General features: G+C 61.2%; 12 protein-coding genes. 9 read left to right on the top strand and 3 right to left on the bottom strand.

Translation table 11 applies throughout. From position 1 onward, the window contains the following. On the top strand, positions 1 to 233 hold a 233-nt coding region (locus tag ACV4UY_RS02085), incomplete at its 5' end, for a DUF4351 domain-containing protein (protein ID WP_491606006.1). Positions 234 to 244: 11 nt separating this feature from the next. Further along, positions 245 to 589, top strand: a complete 345-nt coding sequence (locus tag ACV4UY_RS02080) for a DUF4351 domain-containing protein (protein WP_491606005.1) — start codon at positions 245 to 247, stop codon at positions 587 to 589. A 195-nt stretch (positions 590 to 784) separates the two neighbouring features. Here ACV4UY_RS02080 and ACV4UY_RS02075 read toward each other — a convergent pair whose 3' ends face one another. Continuing rightward, positions 785 to 1,924: a SpoIIE family protein phosphatase gene (locus ACV4UY_RS02075; RefSeq protein WP_491606004.1), complete on the bottom strand. Its 1,140-nt coding sequence runs from the start codon at positions 1,922 to 1,924 to the stop codon at positions 785 to 787. A 1-nt stretch (position 1,925) separates the two neighbouring features. Continuing rightward, positions 1,926 to 5,936 (bottom strand): response regulator, encoded by a 4,011-nt coding sequence (locus tag ACV4UY_RS02070; RefSeq protein WP_491606003.1) that lies wholly within the window; start codon positions 5,934 to 5,936, stop codon positions 1,926 to 1,928. Between the two features lie 109 nt (positions 5,937 to 6,045). On the opposite strand from ACV4UY_RS02070, the gene ACV4UY_RS02065 reads away from it, so the two are divergent. Further along, on the top strand, positions 6,046 to 8,874 hold the full coding sequence (locus ACV4UY_RS02065) for a response regulator (protein WP_491606002.1): 2,829 nt from the start codon (positions 6,046 to 6,048) through the stop codon (positions 8,872 to 8,874). A 159-nt stretch (positions 8,875 to 9,033) separates the two neighbouring features. Further along, positions 9,034 to 10,704 carry a sensor domain-containing diguanylate cyclase gene (locus ACV4UY_RS02060; protein ID WP_491606001.1) on the top strand — a complete coding sequence of 557 codons (1,671 nt, stop codon included), beginning with the start codon at positions 9,034 to 9,036 and terminating at the stop codon, positions 10,702 to 10,704. A gap of 63 nt (positions 10,705 to 10,767) precedes the next feature. Here the strand turns inward: ACV4UY_RS02060 and ACV4UY_RS02055 are convergent, their stop codons facing one another. Beyond that, positions 10,768 to 11,397, bottom strand: coding sequence for a response regulator (locus ACV4UY_RS02055; protein ID WP_491606000.1), 630 nt, complete (start codon positions 11,395 to 11,397; stop codon positions 10,768 to 10,770). Positions 11,398 to 11,740: 343 nt separating this feature from the next. Between ACV4UY_RS02055 and ACV4UY_RS02050 the strand changes: the two genes are divergently transcribed. The 5 genes from ACV4UY_RS02050 (at position 11,741) to ACV4UY_RS02030 (ending at position 15,362) form a co-directional block, all read left to right on the top strand. Next, complete coding sequence (locus ACV4UY_RS02050) at positions 11,741 to 12,661, top strand: cyclic nucleotide-binding domain-containing protein (protein WP_491605999.1); 921 nt, start codon at positions 11,741 to 11,743, stop codon at positions 12,659 to 12,661. A gap of 43 nt (positions 12,662 to 12,704) precedes the next feature. Beyond that, positions 12,705 to 13,919, top strand: a complete 1,215-nt coding sequence (locus ACV4UY_RS02045) for a cytidylate kinase-like family protein (protein WP_491605998.1) — start codon at positions 12,705 to 12,707, stop codon at positions 13,917 to 13,919. Positions 13,920 to 13,947: 28 nt separating this feature from the next. Beyond that, on the top strand, positions 13,948 to 14,325 hold the full coding sequence (locus tag ACV4UY_RS02040; RefSeq protein ID WP_491605997.1) for a response regulator: 378 nt from the start codon (positions 13,948 to 13,950) through the stop codon (positions 14,323 to 14,325). A gap of 47 nt (positions 14,326 to 14,372) precedes the next feature. Continuing rightward, positions 14,373 to 14,750 carry a response regulator gene (locus tag ACV4UY_RS02035; protein ID WP_491605996.1) on the top strand — a complete coding sequence of 126 codons (378 nt, stop codon included), beginning with the start codon at positions 14,373 to 14,375 and terminating at the stop codon, positions 14,748 to 14,750. 213 nt (positions 14,751 to 14,963) lie between these two features. Further along, entirely contained in the window at positions 14,964 to 15,362 is a 399-nt protein-coding gene (locus ACV4UY_RS02030) for an Hpt domain-containing protein (RefSeq protein ID WP_491605995.1), read from the top strand. Positions 15,363 to 15,383: the final 21 nt, after the last annotated feature.

Raw genomic sequence — 15,383 nt, 5'->3', positions numbered from 1 at the left:
AAGGCCGCATGGAAGGCCGCATGGAAGGCCGCATGGAAGGCCGCATGGAAGGCCGCATGGAAGGCCGGCAGGAAGAGGCCGCTTCCCTGCTCCTCAAGCTGATCCGGCACAAGTTTGGCCCAACTCCGGACTGGATGATCGAGCAGATCAAGACTGCGAATCTGGAGCAGATCGAAGCCTGGAGCGATAACTTCGTGTTCGCCACCTCCGTGGATGAGGTGTTCGCCTCGTGAGCGATCACGCCATGATGTCCCAGTTTGCGCGGGATATTATCGCCAAGGAAAAACCCGAGTGGTTGAACCAGGGCCGCATGGAAGGCCGCATGGAAGGCCGCATGGAAGGCCGCATGGAAGGCCGCATGGAAGGCCGGCAGGAAGAGGCCGCTTCCCTGCTCCTCAAGCTGATCCGGCACAAGTTTGGCCCAACTCCGGACTGGATGATCGAGCAGATCAAGACTGCGAATCTGGAGCAGATCGAAGCCTGGAGCGACACCTTCGTGTTCGCCACCTCCGTGGATGAGGTGTTCGCCTCGCAACCCGTTGTATCGGATTGTTCGATGGATGGGGAATCACCCGGAAAAATCTCTTGAGCGGCTGTTTGGCAAAAGTCAAACAGCCGTCACGGCCCATTCATGGCTGCCCAATTGCGAAGCAATTGATTCGAGCACGAATCGATTGCTTCGCTTCGTGCAAGCTTGGTGATGCCATGCATGGAATCACCAAACAACCTCCAAACCATTCCACGGACGGATAACGGGCTCCCTCCGTGATGCTGGAATCGCGTTTTAAACCGTGATCTCGATCAGGGCGATGTCGTCCTCGAACACCTCCCGCGCGCCAAAGCCCCTCAAAAGCGGCAACAAATCCTCCAGCGCCCCGCCACGGGCCGCCCCCTCCTCAAGGAACGCCAGCAACCGCTCTCCGCCGAACTGCTCCCCGCCTGGCGCCGACGCTTCGACGATTCCATCCGTGTGAAGACAGATCCGATCGCCGCAGATCAGCCTCAAAGGCTCCTCCATGACCAGGGGATCGGTCATGCGGGCAACGCCCAACGGGGTGAATCGGGAGCGAATCCGCCGCGTCAACGCCCCATCCCGGAAGATGTAGCACTCCGGCATGGCGGCATTCAAGATCGTCACGCTTCCCCGCGTGGCATCCACCTCGACCAGGGTGGCGGCCAGAAAGGTGCCCACCGGCAACCGGACATGCAATTGATTGTTGATCTCGCGGAACAACGACGCTCCCGACTCGCCACGGGCGAGCAGGGACTGGAAGATATAGGAGACCAATGGCCCGCCGATGGCGGCCTTGAGACCATGGCCGGTGAAATCCCCCAGCAGCACGATGCGCCGTCCATCCGGTGTCATCCCGGAGAGGAGCAGATCACCGGAGGTTTGCTCCACCGGATGGTAGAGATGCCGAATCCGGTCCATGACGAACGAATCCGCCTCGCGCATGCGCAGGACGGTGCTCTCGATCATCTCGCGCTCCTCCCTTAACCGGGCGTTCTGCGCCTCGATGGTCTGGACCGCCTCGCGCAAGGCCAGCTGGGTCTTGACGCGCGCCCGCACGATGGCCGGGCGCACCGGCTTGGTGATGTAATCGACCGCGCCCAGTTCCAACCCCAGGATCTCGTCGGCATCATCGCTCAACCCCGTCACGAAGATGACCGGAATCTCACGGGTGCGAGGATCGTCGCGCAACTGCCGGCACACCTCGTACCCATCCATCTCCGGCATCATCACGTCGAGCAGGATCAGATCGGGAATCGGCTCCACCAGCGCGGCACGCAACGCCGCCCGGCCATGGATTGCCGGGCGGATCCGGTACAGATCGCCCAAAATCCCCTTCAAGATGGTGATGTTTTCCGGTGCGTCATCGACGATCAACAATGTCTTGGGTTGAGAATCCGCGGTATTCTCCATGTCACGCCTCCAAACCGATGCCCAACTCGCCGGCCCACTGTTCCAACATCTCCAGACTCCCTTCGTAATCGTACCCTTCCAGGCGCTGACGCATCCGACGCAACCGTTCGCGCTCCTGTTCGTTGCGCAGGCATCCGGCCAGCTCCGCGATCACCGCCTCGGCGTCGGAATCGAAATGGTACAACAGCGTCCGCGCCCGCCGGAACAGAGGACTGGCCACCTCCGGATCCAGACACGCCTCCGGATCCCCGTCCGCCGCCATCCCCTTTTCCGGCGCGGGAGGCTCCACGTCGAATGCCTGGGAGAGGGTCGTGACCACTTCCGCCAGACCGACGGCGGTGGTGGCGATCAACGGGCGCAGACGTTCGGCCTCCAGACCGGCATGAACCGCCTGTTCCAACTCCTTGGCGGCATCGCGCACCATCAGCGCCCCGATGCTGGCCGCCACCCCCTTGAGGGTATGAGCCGCCCGTTCCAACCCCTCCCGATCCCCTTCGACCAACCGCTCGGCCATGATCCGTCCGGCCTGGCCCTGATTGTGGACGAATTTGGTGAGAATGGAACGATAGAGTTCCACGTTGCCCCCCATGGTTTTCAATCCCAGGCGGGTATCCACGCCCGGCAGGGGTGGCCAGCCCGGAATCGTTCCCACCGACCCGTCGCGTCCGGGATCCCTCCTCGCCTCCCGGACCGGTTTCTCGAACCGCTCGTCGCTCCCGACCACCGAAGCCGCCGACTCGGACTCCGGCTGCACGATTGTCTGGCGCGCCTCCTCGGGCAACCACTTGAGCAACGCGGCATACAACAGACGCGGCTCGATCGGCTTGGAGACGTAATCGTTCATGCCCGCGGCCAGACACACCTCGCGATCTCCGCTCATGGCGTTGGCGGTCATGGCGAGGATCGGCAGGCCGGCCCAACGCGCATCGCCACGGATGCGCCGCGTCGCCTCGTAGCCGTCCATGACCGGCATCTGCACATCCATGAGCACCAGGTCGAACCCTCCGGTCCGCACCTTTTCGATCGCCTCGACCCCGTTGTTGGCCACCGCCACCCGACACCCCACCAAGCCGAGAATTCCCTTGGCCACCTCCTGGTTGAGTTCGTTGTCGTCCACCAGCAGGATATGTCCGCCGATCATCGGTTTCTCGTCGAGAAGCACCTGACGCGGCACCTCCCGTCCGCCGAGGGCCTGGGCGATGATCTCCAGGAGGGCGGCAGATCCGAACGGCTTCATGAGCAGCCAGGGAACCTCCTCGCGACTGGCGGCGGAGACCACCTCCTCGCGACCGTAGGCCGTCACCAGGACCATCGGCGGGGCACTCTCGCCCAACAGGTCACGTACCCGCCGCATCGCCTCCAGACCGTCCATGCCCGGCATGCGCCAGTCGATGACCACCAGGTCGAAGGGATCGCCGCCGGCGGCGCGCAGGATGCGGTCCACGGCCTGCAAGCCGTTTTCCGCCTCCTCGATGCGGCACGGATAAGGGGCGAGCATGTCGCGACAGACGCGCCGGGCCATGGGATGGTCATCGACGAGCAGGATGCGCGAGGCGGCCAGACGGATCGGACCCTCGGCGGCATCCGGCGGAACCTCCCCTGCGCCGGCGCGCGAAAAACGCAACCGGAAGGCGAACTGACTCCCTTTGTCCGGCTCGCTGGTCAACTCGATGTGTCCGCCCATGCGCTCCACCAGATGGCGGCAGATCGCCAGCCCCAGACCCGTGCCGCCGAAACGCCGGGTGGTCGAGGCATCGGCCTGGGTGAAGGCGGTGAAGAGGCGCGACATCTGCTCCCCGGTCATGCCGATGCCGGTATCGCGCACACGGAAATCGAGGGTGGCCGAGGTGTCGTTGCTCTCGGCCAGCATGATCTCCAGGCACACCTCCCCCTGTTCGGTGAACTTCACCGCGTTGCTCACCAGGTTGAGCAGGATCTGTCCGAGGCGCACCGGATCGCCCATCAACACCGGCGGGATGTGGTGATCGACGAACACGATCAACTCCAACGCCTTGTCCTGGGTCTTCGGGGCGACCATGCTGGTCATGCGGTCCGCCACCTTCTCGATGGAAAAGGGAATGGTCTCCAGGGTGAGCCTGCCGGCCTCGATCTTGGAAAAGTCCAGGATGTCGTTGATGATGTGCAGCAGGGTCCGTCCGGCCTCCTCGACGCGGGTGAGATAATGGCGTTGCTGACTGGTGAGCGAGGTCTGGAGCGCCAGATGGATCATGCCGAGCACCGCGTTGATCGGGGTGCGGATCTCGTGACTCATGTTGGCCAGAAAGAACGATTTGGTCTGACTGGCGTTTTCGGCCATTTTGCGGGCCGCGTGCAGCACCGTGGTTTCGCGATGCAGGATCCCGTAATAGGAGAGCATCAGAATGCTGACCAGCAGCGCGATCAGAATGCCCAGCATGCGGTTGACGCGGGTGGTGTTTTCGGATTTGACCAGCAGCACCGACCAGCCGATATCGTCGATGGCCACCCGCCCCACCAGGTGACGCGCCCGCTCCAGCATGATGGTCATGCCATCACGCAGTTCGCGTTTGAAGATCGGTTCGTGTTCGTCCAACGGTCCGAACTGCTTGCTCTCCTCCAGACGCCGCATCGCCGCCGGCTCGAGGGTCCACAGCGGATGCGGCGGGAACGCATCGCGACCGGAGAGCAGGGCCACCCCGTCCGGATTGAGCAGATAGGCGTGGGAGAACATCGTGAACCCCATCTCCCTGGGAACCAGGGTTTTCTTGATCACCGCCACGGCGATGATCTCCTCGCCGCCCGTCCCGAGGAGGGAGGAGGCGTTTCCCCCACCATCCGGCAATTTCGCCCGAATCGGCGCGCCGGCATAATAGCCCGGCTCGCCGGAGGTCATCCCATAGGCGTAATAATGGCCGATCCGACCCTCCATGGCCTCCAGGAAGTAGGGACGGAAGCGATAGTTCTTGCCCACGAAACTGTTGGGGGTGTTGCGATTGGAGGCGGCGAGCACCTTGCCATCCGGTCCCATCAGGTAGGCCACCCCCTTGACCGAGGCGGCCAACTGATCCAGGGTGCCATCGATTTCGGCACGATGCTCCTCATCCGGGTGGTGATGCTGGAACAAGGGCTGAAGGATCCCGGCCAGGGCGATGACGCTGCCGTCGATGGCGAAGGTTTCGCGACTCAGGCGGTTCACCAGGCCATCCAGGTCGTTGCGCAGCGCCTGGGTCTGGTCGGCCTGAAAGAGTCTGCCCAGATGATCGGTCAGCCACCATCCCGCGCCGAGCAGCATGCAGAATCCGCCGATGAACAGGGCGAAGTAGCGTTTCTTGTGGTGAAAGAGCGGCGTGGCGTCGGAGTTGGCGGTCACGGCGAACCCCCACACCGAAATGGTCATCAGCAGGGCAGCCAATGCGCGGAACAGTTGAATCGGCACCCCGACCGCGCCGTGGAAGGTCTGGGTATTGAGAAGCGAGGCGGGCCAGAAGTCGCTGGGCTTGACCACCAGGCCGCTGGCGAGCCCATGGAGCGCCATGGCCAGGGCGCCGATGGCCAGCCAGAAGATACGGTTCGGAGTGGGGTCCACCCCGCGAGCGCGCCAGAAGAGCCAGGCCCCGGCCATGCAGGCGGGAAAGGCGAGGGTGTAGCGGATCAGGATCGGGAAGCGTTCGATGCCGAGACTCCAGGCCAACGCACCGGTCAAGGCGAGCGGCACCAGCGAGATTCCCAGCAGTTTCGGCAGCCGGAACCGGGCGAACACCCCGGTCAGAGCGAACTCGGCCAGAAACAGGATCGAAACCGCGTGGATCAAAAAACGCAGCGCATTGAACTCCGGGGTATCGCCGGTGAACATCTCCACGAGTTCCAGCCACTCGACCAGGCCATGGGTCAGCCCGAATCCGGCCAGCAGTCGCCAGGAGAGTCCCGAGGGATCCTCACGGGGCAAAAAGAGGCATACCACCCCCAGAATCAGGAAGCTCAGCCCGTAGACGAAATAGATGTAGTCCATCTGCTGGGTGAACCATTCGGACATGCGCTTTCCCTGTCACACAAGGGGTTGACTGTATTTGCATTTATTGCTAATTTTGCCAAAACATGTCAAGATACAAAGTGGACATGTCGAAAGGTGCGCGCACCCATCCATGTCCCCAACGGAGTTTCGTGGCGTCTCATGGCCACCCCGACCCCATCCGGCAACCTTCGACCAGACCGCCCGCATGAACCCGCTCCCACGCCCCCGCATCCTGATCGTCGATGACAAGCCGGCCAATCTGACCGCCTTGCGCGCGTTGTTGTCACGGGTGAACGCCGAAGTCCATCCCGCCCTCTCGGGCCACGAAGCCCTGGCCCTGCTGATCGAACACGACTTCGCGCTGATGCTCCTGGATGTGGACATGCCCGGCATGGACGGTTTCGAGGTGGCGCGTACCGCCTTCAAGCTGGAACAGACCCGGAATCTGCCGATCCTGTTTCTGACCGCGGCCTACAAGGATGATTTCCACCGTTTGCAGGGGTACAAGAGCGGCGCGGTGGATTATATCGAAAAACCGATCGATGATGTCATTTTGCTGTCAAAGGTGCGGCTGTTTCTGAATCTGTATAACGCCCGCAACGAATCCGAACAGTTGCGCCAGGAGCTGCATCTCTCCGAGGAGCGGTTCAAATTCGCCCTCGAGGGGAGCACCGACGGGTTGTGGGATTGGAACATCGCCACCGGGTCGGTCTATTTCAGTCCGCGCTGGTGCGCCATGCTCGGCTACGAACCTGGCGAGATCGAACCCAATGTCGGTTCCTGGGCCCGCCTGGTCCACCCGGAGGACAAGGCGGCGGTCATGGCGCGGCTCGACGACCATCTGGCCGGACGGATCCCCCTCTACCAGACCGAACACCGCCTGCGCACCAAGAGTGGCGAGTGGATGTGGATTCTGGACCGTGGCAAGGTGGTGGCCCGCGCGCGCAACGGCACTCCCTTGCGGGCGGTGGGCACCCATCAGGACATCTCGCCGCGCAAGATCATGGAAGAGGAGCTGCGTCGCAGTCGCGAAAATTACGAAAAACTGACCACGCGCATTCCGGTCGGAGTCTACAAGTTCCGCTGTACCGCGCAGAACGAAATCTCCTTCGACTACGTGAGCGAACCCTTTTGCACGCTGTTCGGGCTGGATCGGGAGACGTTGAGCCGGGATGTGATGCAGATTTTTCGCGTCGCCCATCCCGAGGAACAGGAGGAGTTCCTGCGCCTGACCCTGGAGATCGCCAAAAAGCGGGAGCCGTTCCTGTGGATCGGTCGTTTCACGGTGGCTGGCCGGGTGCGCTGGTTGCACATCCAGTCCACGCCGAACATCGAATTGATCGGAGATACCACCTGGGATGGGGTGGTGATCGACATCACCGAGCGCAAGGCCCTGGAAGAGGCGATGCTCGATGCCAAACAGGAAGCCGATACCGCCAATCGGGCCAAGAGCCGCTTCTTGGCCACGATGAGCCACGAAATCCGCACCCCGATGAACACCATTCTCGGGATGGGCGAGATGCTCCGGGAGTCGCCACGACTGAGCCCGCGGGAACGACAGATGGTGCAGATCGCCAACCGGGCCGGCGAATCGCTCATGGCCCTGGTGCATGACATCCTGGATCTCTCCAAGATCGAAGCCGGGCAGATGCAGCTGGAATCGATCCCCTTCGTGCTCGAGGTGGAACTCAACCAGACCCTGGCGATCATCCGCGAAAGCGCCACGACCAAGGGGATCGAGGCGGCAATTTCCCTGGAACCGGGTCTGCCGCGCCAGGTGCGCGGCGATCCGCAACGGTTGCGTCAGGTTCTGTTGAACCTCCTCGGCAATGCGATCAAGTTCACCCATCAGGGAGGGATCGCGCTGCGCGCCCGCCAGGTGGACGGCGGCATGATCCAGTTTCTGGTCCAGGATACCGGCATCGGCATCCCCGAGGATCGCCTGAAGGAGATCTTTCAACCCTTCACCCAGGGCGACGCCTCCACCCCGCGCCGTTTCGGCGGTACCGGACTGGGACTCAACATCTGCCATCAACTGGTCACCCTGATGGGTGGCCGGATCTGGGTGGAGAGTCGCGTGGGATCGGGGAGCATTTTTTATGTGCAACTCCCCTTGGGCGAGGAACAAAACCTGCCGGAACCGGTCATCCTGTCCACCCCCCCGGAGGAGATCGCCCTCCCCGCGGGTGACGCCCCGCGCCTGCTGGTGGTCGATGACACCGAAGACAACCGCCAGGTGATCCTGGCCTTTCTCGAGGGAGGCAACCAGGTGATCGTCGAGGCGGCCAGCGGCACCGAAGCCTTGGAACGGTTCCTGGCCGAACCGTTCGATCTGGTCTTCATGGATATCATGATGCCGGGCATGGACGGCCTGGAGACCACGCGACGGATCCGCGCCGCCGAGACCGATACGGGGCGCCCGCGCACGCCGGTGATCGCGGTCACCGCCCACGCCCTGAAGGAGGACATGGAGCGATCCCTGGCCGCCGGGTGCGATCTGCACCTTTCCAAACCGCTGCGCCGGGGGGAGGTTCTGGAGGTGCTCAACCGCTTCCTGGCACGGGGTCAACACATCCCGGAACCGACTCAATCCGCCAAATCCCCTCCCCAGGTGATCGACCCCGTGATGCTCGAGCAGCTGAAAAACGAGACTGGCAGCGGTTTTGCGCGCATCCTCGAGATGTTTCTGAAAAACTTTCCGGGCCGGCTGGATGCCCTGCGCGCCGCCTGGGAGACCCACGACGCGGAAGGGTTGCGTCAGGTCGCCCACAAGCTCAAGGGAACCTCCAGCACCTTCGGCGCCACCCGCTTCGCCCATGCCTGCGCCGAGCTTGAACAACTCGCCGTGCGCCAGGCATCCCTGACCCTGCTTCAGGATGCGCTCGACACGGTATTGGACGAAGCCGGCCTGATGCAACGGCGACTGGAGATTCTGGCGCTCGAAACGCACGGCGATTGAATTTTCTTATTATTGATAAAATATATTAATAAATCAATTATTCTATTTTATAATCAGCTCTTTAACAAATAACCGTGCGCCCGATTCTGTTCTATGCCATCATAAGGAGTCCTTTTGCATTTCGAGGAATGATCGACTCCAGACTCCAGGATACGTCGCATGCACCCCAACAGCCCAGCACCGCACGGCCTGCTGACCGGCCTGTTCCGAACCCGCTTCTTGAGGTTCAGCTTTTTTCTCTCCGTGCTGTTCGTGATTCTGATCCCCCTGCATGCCTGGTGGGTCGGCAATCCCGCCTTCCGCGACGTGCTCATCCGCTTCACCGAGGAAGACGCGGTACGACTGGCCGACCACCTGGCCGGGGACATCCCCTTCGATCCCGCCACCAACCAGCCGCAAGTCACCGACGAGCTGCGCAAGGAGCTGGCGAAAGTCGCGGTCGGGTTCAAGCTCCACAAATACCGACTGTTCGACGCCTCCGGACGCATCATCCACTCCTCGATCCCCCAGGAGATCGGAAAAATCAACGAACACGCCTATTTCCACGACATCGTGGCCAAGGGGACCCCCTACAGCCAGGTGGTCCGGAAAAACGGCAAGAACCGCGAAGACGAAACCATTCTCCTCGACGTGGTGGAGACCTATGTTCCGATCATGCGGGCCAACGCCTTCCAGGGCGCCTTCGAGATCTACTCGGACATCACCGCCTGGCGCACGCGGATCGACCGCATCGTCGCCACCAGTTCGCTGGTCCTGGGTCTGATGGCCCTCACCCTCCTGACGGTGATCATCGCCACCCGCATCCGCATTCAACGCCGCATCCACGCCTTCATGGAAGCGATCGCCGCCACCTCCCAGGGAATCTTCACCCGTGCGCTTCCCCTGGAGGGGCGCGACGAGTTGACCGACATGGCGGCGAACTTCAACCGCATGAGCAACGAGCTGCACAAGCTCCACCACGGGTTGCAGAACGAAAAGAACAAGCTCACCACCATCATCTTGAGTGCCCGTGAAGGGATCGTCGTCACCAACGACGCGGGGGATGTGGTGCTGGTCAATCCGGCGGCGGAGCGGCTGTTGGGCAAATCCGCGGAGCGGATTCAGCGGGAGGGCTTCCTCAAGGTGGTCGATGATCCGGAGTTCGTGGCGCGGTTCGTGGCCGACGAAGGGGTGGACATGCCGGAGACCCTGGTTTACAACCAGCATGTGTTGCAGTTCTACGCCTCGACCATCCACGACCGCAACGGGAGCACCATGGGATCCGCCGCCCTGCTGCGAGACATCACCGAGGAGAAGAAGCTCGAGGAGAAATTACGCAGTCAGTCGATCACCGATCCGTTGACCGGCCTGTTCAACCGCCGTCACTCCGAGGAGAACCTGCACGCCGAGATGCAGCGTTTCCAGCGTAGCGGTCATGGTTTTGCCGTGGCGCTCCTGGATGTGGACCATTTCAAGCGGTTCAACGACGAACACGGTCACGATCAGGGGGACCGGGTGTTGCAGGCCGTGGCCCGGAATCTCCATCTGCACTACCGGCAGATCGACATCTGTTGCCGTTTCGGCGGGGAGGAGTTCTGCATCATCATGCCCGGAACGTCGCTCTCCGGGGCCATGCTCGCCGCGCAACGCCTGCGCGAGGGCATCGAGGAGATGCGTGTGGATGGTCTGAAGGTGACGGTGAGCATCGGCGTGGTCGTTTGTGACCGGATGGTGCGCACCCAGGAGGAGTTGATCAAACGGGCCGATCAGGCCCTGTACGCGGCCAAGCATCTGGGGCGCAACCGGGTGGTCGAGTGGCGCGAGACGTTGCTGGAGCAGGCGGATTCGTGAGAGAGCGGAGGGAGAAAAAACGGGCGGGGTCCAGGGTTCCGGGGACTCCGCCCATCACACCAGTCAGGCGGTGATCCGTTCCACCCCGCGCCGCCCCCGTTGCTGAGAAAAGAGGGCCTCCATCACCACCACCTTCAACCGTTCGTAGGGGGTGGGTTTGTGAAGCACCTCGACATCTTCGGGAACCCCCCCCTTGGCGGCGATCTGCACCTCATCCATGGCGGTGACCACCAGGATGTGGCTGCGACTGAGTTCCGCGGACTCGCGCAAGGCGCGGATCATCTGGAAACCATCCATGGCAGGCATCATCAGATCGGCGATGATGACGCCGGGTTTGTGCAAACCAGCCTGGATGAGCCCGTCGTAACCATCCCCGGCCACCACCAGACGGACCGGCAATCCCCAGTTGGCCACGACGGCCTTGGTGATTTCGCGCAGATTCTCGTCGTCCTCGACCAGCAGCAGGGTCAGCTCGGGCAATTCGGGATCCTGGAGCTGTTCGCGGCGTTTGGCCAACAGGAGGTTGATGGAACTCATGGGGATGCGGCAATGGCCCCCGGCGGTTTTCCAGGATTTGATGATCCCCCTTTCCATCCAGTAATGGATGGTGCGCTGGGAGACACCCAGGATCTGCGCTGCCTTGGAGGTGGTTACCACGGGATCGGTGGTTTCCGGAATGCGTGACACGGGCATGGCGATTCCAAACGCATGATTCTGAGGGGTGAAACGATAAACTGCAAAATTTGCCTAATTTTCCTCTAAGCTGGAAAAATTTTAGCATTGAATACGGATCATACCCGCATCACCCCTCCCAAGCAAGGAAAAAGTTCTCCATAAGATTGATAAACAGATACGCACGGACAGCCCCGTGAGTCAGGTGATACCCGTAAAAATAATACTGAAAAAAATGCAAAACGGGAAAAAATTAATCTTGCAATGCCAGAAAAACAGGAAAATAATACATACGAACGCTTATCAGAACCGCTTGAAAGCCGACTGCGACCACACCGGCGCACCGGCCAGAGGGGAAACGACCATGCTTGACGACTCCTTTCGACAGATGGGGCGCACCTATCAGGCCGATGAAATCATCTACCGGCAGGGGGATCCGGCGGAACAGTTCTATGTAATCCAGCGCGGCAGCGTGGTCATCACCCGGGAGACCGCCACGGGGCAGACCCTGCTGGTCGAATCCGGCGACGGGGAGGTGTTCGGCATCGTTTCGTTGTTTCTGGCCGGACGCCGACGTTTCTCCACCGCCCGCGCCGCGGTCGAATCGGTGATCATGAGCGTGGACGCGAAGATCTTCATGGCCCGGCTTCATCAGGATCCGTCGATCGCCTTTCGCGTCATCCGTCACCTCTCCCAACGGATCCACGATCTCGATCTCGCCCTGCCCGCCACCCAACGCGGACGCCTGAATGTCCACGACTTCTCGGTAGGTCACCATTTTCTGGTGGTGGAGGACGAAATCGAGTTCTTCAGCCTGATCACCGCCTGGCTGAAACACGATGACGAAACCCGCGACTCCCCCTGTCAACTGGGCTCCTGCAAACTCACCCACGCCTGGAACCGGCACGAGGCCGAAACGCTGCTCGGCACGGAGAAATTCGACCTGATCCTGCTCGACCTCAATCTGCCGGACAGTCACGGATACGCGGAAACCTTCGTCCAGATTCATGAACGCGCACTGGACACCCCCATCCTCGTCTTCACCGGCATGGATGACGACCAACAGGCGGTTCTGGCCGTGGACGCGGGTGCCCAGGACTATCTGATCAAGGGGGAGGTGAGCCGTCGGGCGTTCCACCGCGCCATCCGCCACGCCCTGTCCCGACACGACCAGTACCGGAAAACCTTGACCGAAGCGGAGGTAAAGACCGAAAATCATGTGGAAAGATTTTCTTTCAACCTCTTCGACTGGTCGGTGAAGGCCGAACATCGATTACGGGCCTGACAATCACATCCATCGGACCCTTGAACGCGGAGAACCCAACCAAATGGAAACCAACACCGGAATCGGCAGTGTCGTCAAGTCAGGGCTTTTCACGGAGTCCGAAAAAGAGGATGAGGTCGTCACCCGGCATCCGATCGTCGTGAGCGTGTCGCGCAACTTCGGATCCAACGGCGGAAAAATCTCGGAACTCCTTGCCGAACGGCTCGGCGTGACGTGCTACGGTCACTCGATGATCGACGAGATGATGAACAAGACCCATACCACCAAGAAACTGATGACGCTCATGGACGAAAAACTCCCGCGCGCCATCGACAGTTTCCTCTACTCGCTGTTCGTCAAGCCGGACAACTCGGTGGCCGGGTACTACAAAAACCTCATCAAGACCGTACTCAACATCTCCAAGCTCGGCGGCGTGATCGTCGGACGCGGCGCGCGACTGATCCTCGCCCACGATCCGCTGGTCTTCCGGGTGAGCATCGAAGGATCGCGGGATGTCTGCATCAAGCGGGTCGCCGAACGGGAAGGGATCAGCGACGAGGCGGCCAAACGCAAGATCATCAGCACCGAAAAGGACCGCTCGGCCTTCATGAAGGGGCTGTTCAAACGCTATCCGAACACCCGCACCTACTACGATCTGGTGATCAACTCCGACCGCATCGACCCGCTGCATGCCGTGGACATCATCGTCCACGCCATGGAACGAATGGGCTACATCACCGCCGAACAGGCCAATGCCCCGCAGCATCGCGCCGCGCCCATCGAGGTCCGTCCGCTGCCGCCGGTCCATCTCGGTCTGCACTTCCTGATCGTCGAGGACGAAACCGAGTTCTACTCCCTGATCAAGGGGTGGCTCGAGACCTGGCCGGGCACCGGCGACAAGGGCGACAAGGGCGACAAGGGCGACAAGGAGACCACCCGCCTGACCACCCCGTCGGTCAATCTGACCAATGCCAAGAGCTTCCAGGATGCCGAAGCGTACCTGGAGCACAACCACTACGACCTGATCCTGCTCGATCTGAACCTCTCCGACAGCCGCGGGCTGGAAGAGACCTTCGGACGCATCAACCAGAAGATCCGCGACACCCCGATCATCGTTTTCACGGGCATCGACGATGAACAAAAAGCCGACCAGGCGGTCGCCCAGGGCGCGCAGGACTATCTGGTGAAAGGTCAGGTGAACAAAAAGATCCTGGTGCGTTCGATCAAGCATGCCCTGTCCCGTTACCGGATCATGCGCTCTGGAAAAAAACAAGCATGAGACGCATGCTCGAAGGAGTGAGCTGACAATGGCCAGAATCCTGATCATCGACGACGACGAACCCTTTCGTGTCCATCTGGGCACCCTGTTGCGCAACGCGGGACATGTGGTTCTGGAGGTCGAGTGCGCCCTGAACGCCCTGGACAAAATCGCCCTCGACCCCTTCGACCTGTTGATCACGGACATTTTCATGCCACGGATGGATGGATTCGAACTGCTCTCTGCCCTGCTCCGGCATCACCCGCGCATCCGGGTGATCGCCATGAGCGGTGGCGGGATGACCATGAGCCCGAACCTGGCCTTGAGCGTGGCCAAAAAACTGGGGGCCACGGAGTTGATCAGCAAACCGTTTCAGCCCGGAGAGGTGCTCCGGGCCGTTGATCAAGCCTTGGCCTCACTGACGTGAAACGTGGCTGGATGATGGGTATCGGGTTTCAATGCTAAGGAAACGACATGGCAAACATTCTGGTGGTTGATGACGACGAGATATTCCGGATCTACCTCGTCACGGTATTGCAGAAGGCCGGATACACCGTGCTGGAAGCGGAGAACGGGCAGGCGGCCCTTGATCTGGTGGGCACGATGAAGATCGATCTGATCATCACCGATATCTTCATGCCCAAGATGGATGGGATCGACCTGCTGGCCGCAGTGCTCGCCGAGCACCCGAATGCCAGAATGATCGCCATTTCCGGCGGGTACAAGGCGATGAACTCCAAACTCACCCTGGAGATGGCGCAATCCTTCGGGGCCATGGAGATCATCACCAAACCATTCCACGCCGAAACCGTGTTGCAGAAGGTCCAGTCGGCACTGGCCACGCTTACTTGAGAGGCTGTTTGGTGATTCCATGAATGGAATCACTGGCCACGCTTACTTGAGAGGCTGTTTGGTGATTCCATGAATGGAATCACCAAACCTGCACGAATCGAAAAAACGATTCGTGCTTCTCAACTTGCTGCGCAATTTGGCGGACCATGAATGGCCCGCGTCGGCTGGTTGGCATTTGCCAAACAGCCTCATTAAGGAAGAAAGGCGACGATCATGAACAGCGGGCATGAAAACCACGAACTTCTGGATATTTACAAACTCAACGAAATGCGCGAGGAACTGGAAGAGGGGTTCCCCACCGTGATCCGCCACTATCAGGCGGGGATCCTGCACCGTCCGGAACGGATCCGTCAGGCCATCCGCGACCACGACGCCGAACAGGTCGCCCTGGAGAGCCACTCCTTGAAAAGCGTCTGCCGTCAGGTGGGGCTCGTGCGCATGGGCGAGATGTCCGCCCAACTCGAGGCCATGGGCGCCTCCAACGAACTGGATGCCGCGGAACCCCTGGTGGAGCAACTGATCGCCGCGAGCATCGTCGCCAACCAGGAACTCATTCGCTACTGCCAGGGCACGGAACCACCCAAACCGTTCTTTGCCAAGGAGGACGCGTAGACCGGAGAGACGCCTGACCCG

This window comes from Candidatus Magnetaquiglobus sp. (genome assembly GCF_058402785.1).
The sequence above is the reverse complement of the archived record's forward strand: the minus strand, read 5'-3'. Positions and strand labels throughout refer to the sequence as shown.

Excerpts from the sequence above, each read along its gene's own strand:
- ACV4UY_RS02080 (WP_491606005.1), top strand. The coding sequence starts at position 245 with ATGATGTCCCAGTTTGCGCGGGATATTATCGCCAAGGAAAAACCCGAG.
- ACV4UY_RS02075 (WP_491606004.1), bottom strand. The coding sequence starts at position 1,924 with ATGGAGAATACCGCGGATTCTCAACCCAAGACATTGTTGATCGTCGAT.
- ACV4UY_RS02070 (WP_491606003.1), bottom strand. The coding sequence starts at position 5,936 with ATGTCCGAATGGTTCACCCAGCAGATGGACTACATCTATTTCGTCTAC.
- ACV4UY_RS02065 (WP_491606002.1), top strand. The coding sequence starts at position 6,046 with ATGTCCCCAACGGAGTTTCGTGGCGTCTCATGGCCACCCCGACCCCAT.
- ACV4UY_RS02060 (WP_491606001.1), top strand. The coding sequence starts at position 9,034 with ATGCACCCCAACAGCCCAGCACCGCACGGCCTGCTGACCGGCCTGTTC.
- ACV4UY_RS02055 (WP_491606000.1), bottom strand. The coding sequence starts at position 11,397 with ATGCCCGTGTCACGCATTCCGGAAACCACCGATCCCGTGGTAACCACC.
- ACV4UY_RS02050 (WP_491605999.1), top strand. The coding sequence starts at position 11,741 with ATGCTTGACGACTCCTTTCGACAGATGGGGCGCACCTATCAGGCCGAT.
- ACV4UY_RS02045 (WP_491605998.1), top strand. The coding sequence starts at position 12,705 with ATGGAAACCAACACCGGAATCGGCAGTGTCGTCAAGTCAGGGCTTTTC.
- ACV4UY_RS02040 (WP_491605997.1), top strand. The coding sequence starts at position 13,948 with ATGGCCAGAATCCTGATCATCGACGACGACGAACCCTTTCGTGTCCAT.
- ACV4UY_RS02035 (WP_491605996.1), top strand. The coding sequence starts at position 14,373 with ATGGCAAACATTCTGGTGGTTGATGACGACGAGATATTCCGGATCTAC.
- ACV4UY_RS02030 (WP_491605995.1), top strand. The coding sequence starts at position 14,964 with ATGAACAGCGGGCATGAAAACCACGAACTTCTGGATATTTACAAACTC.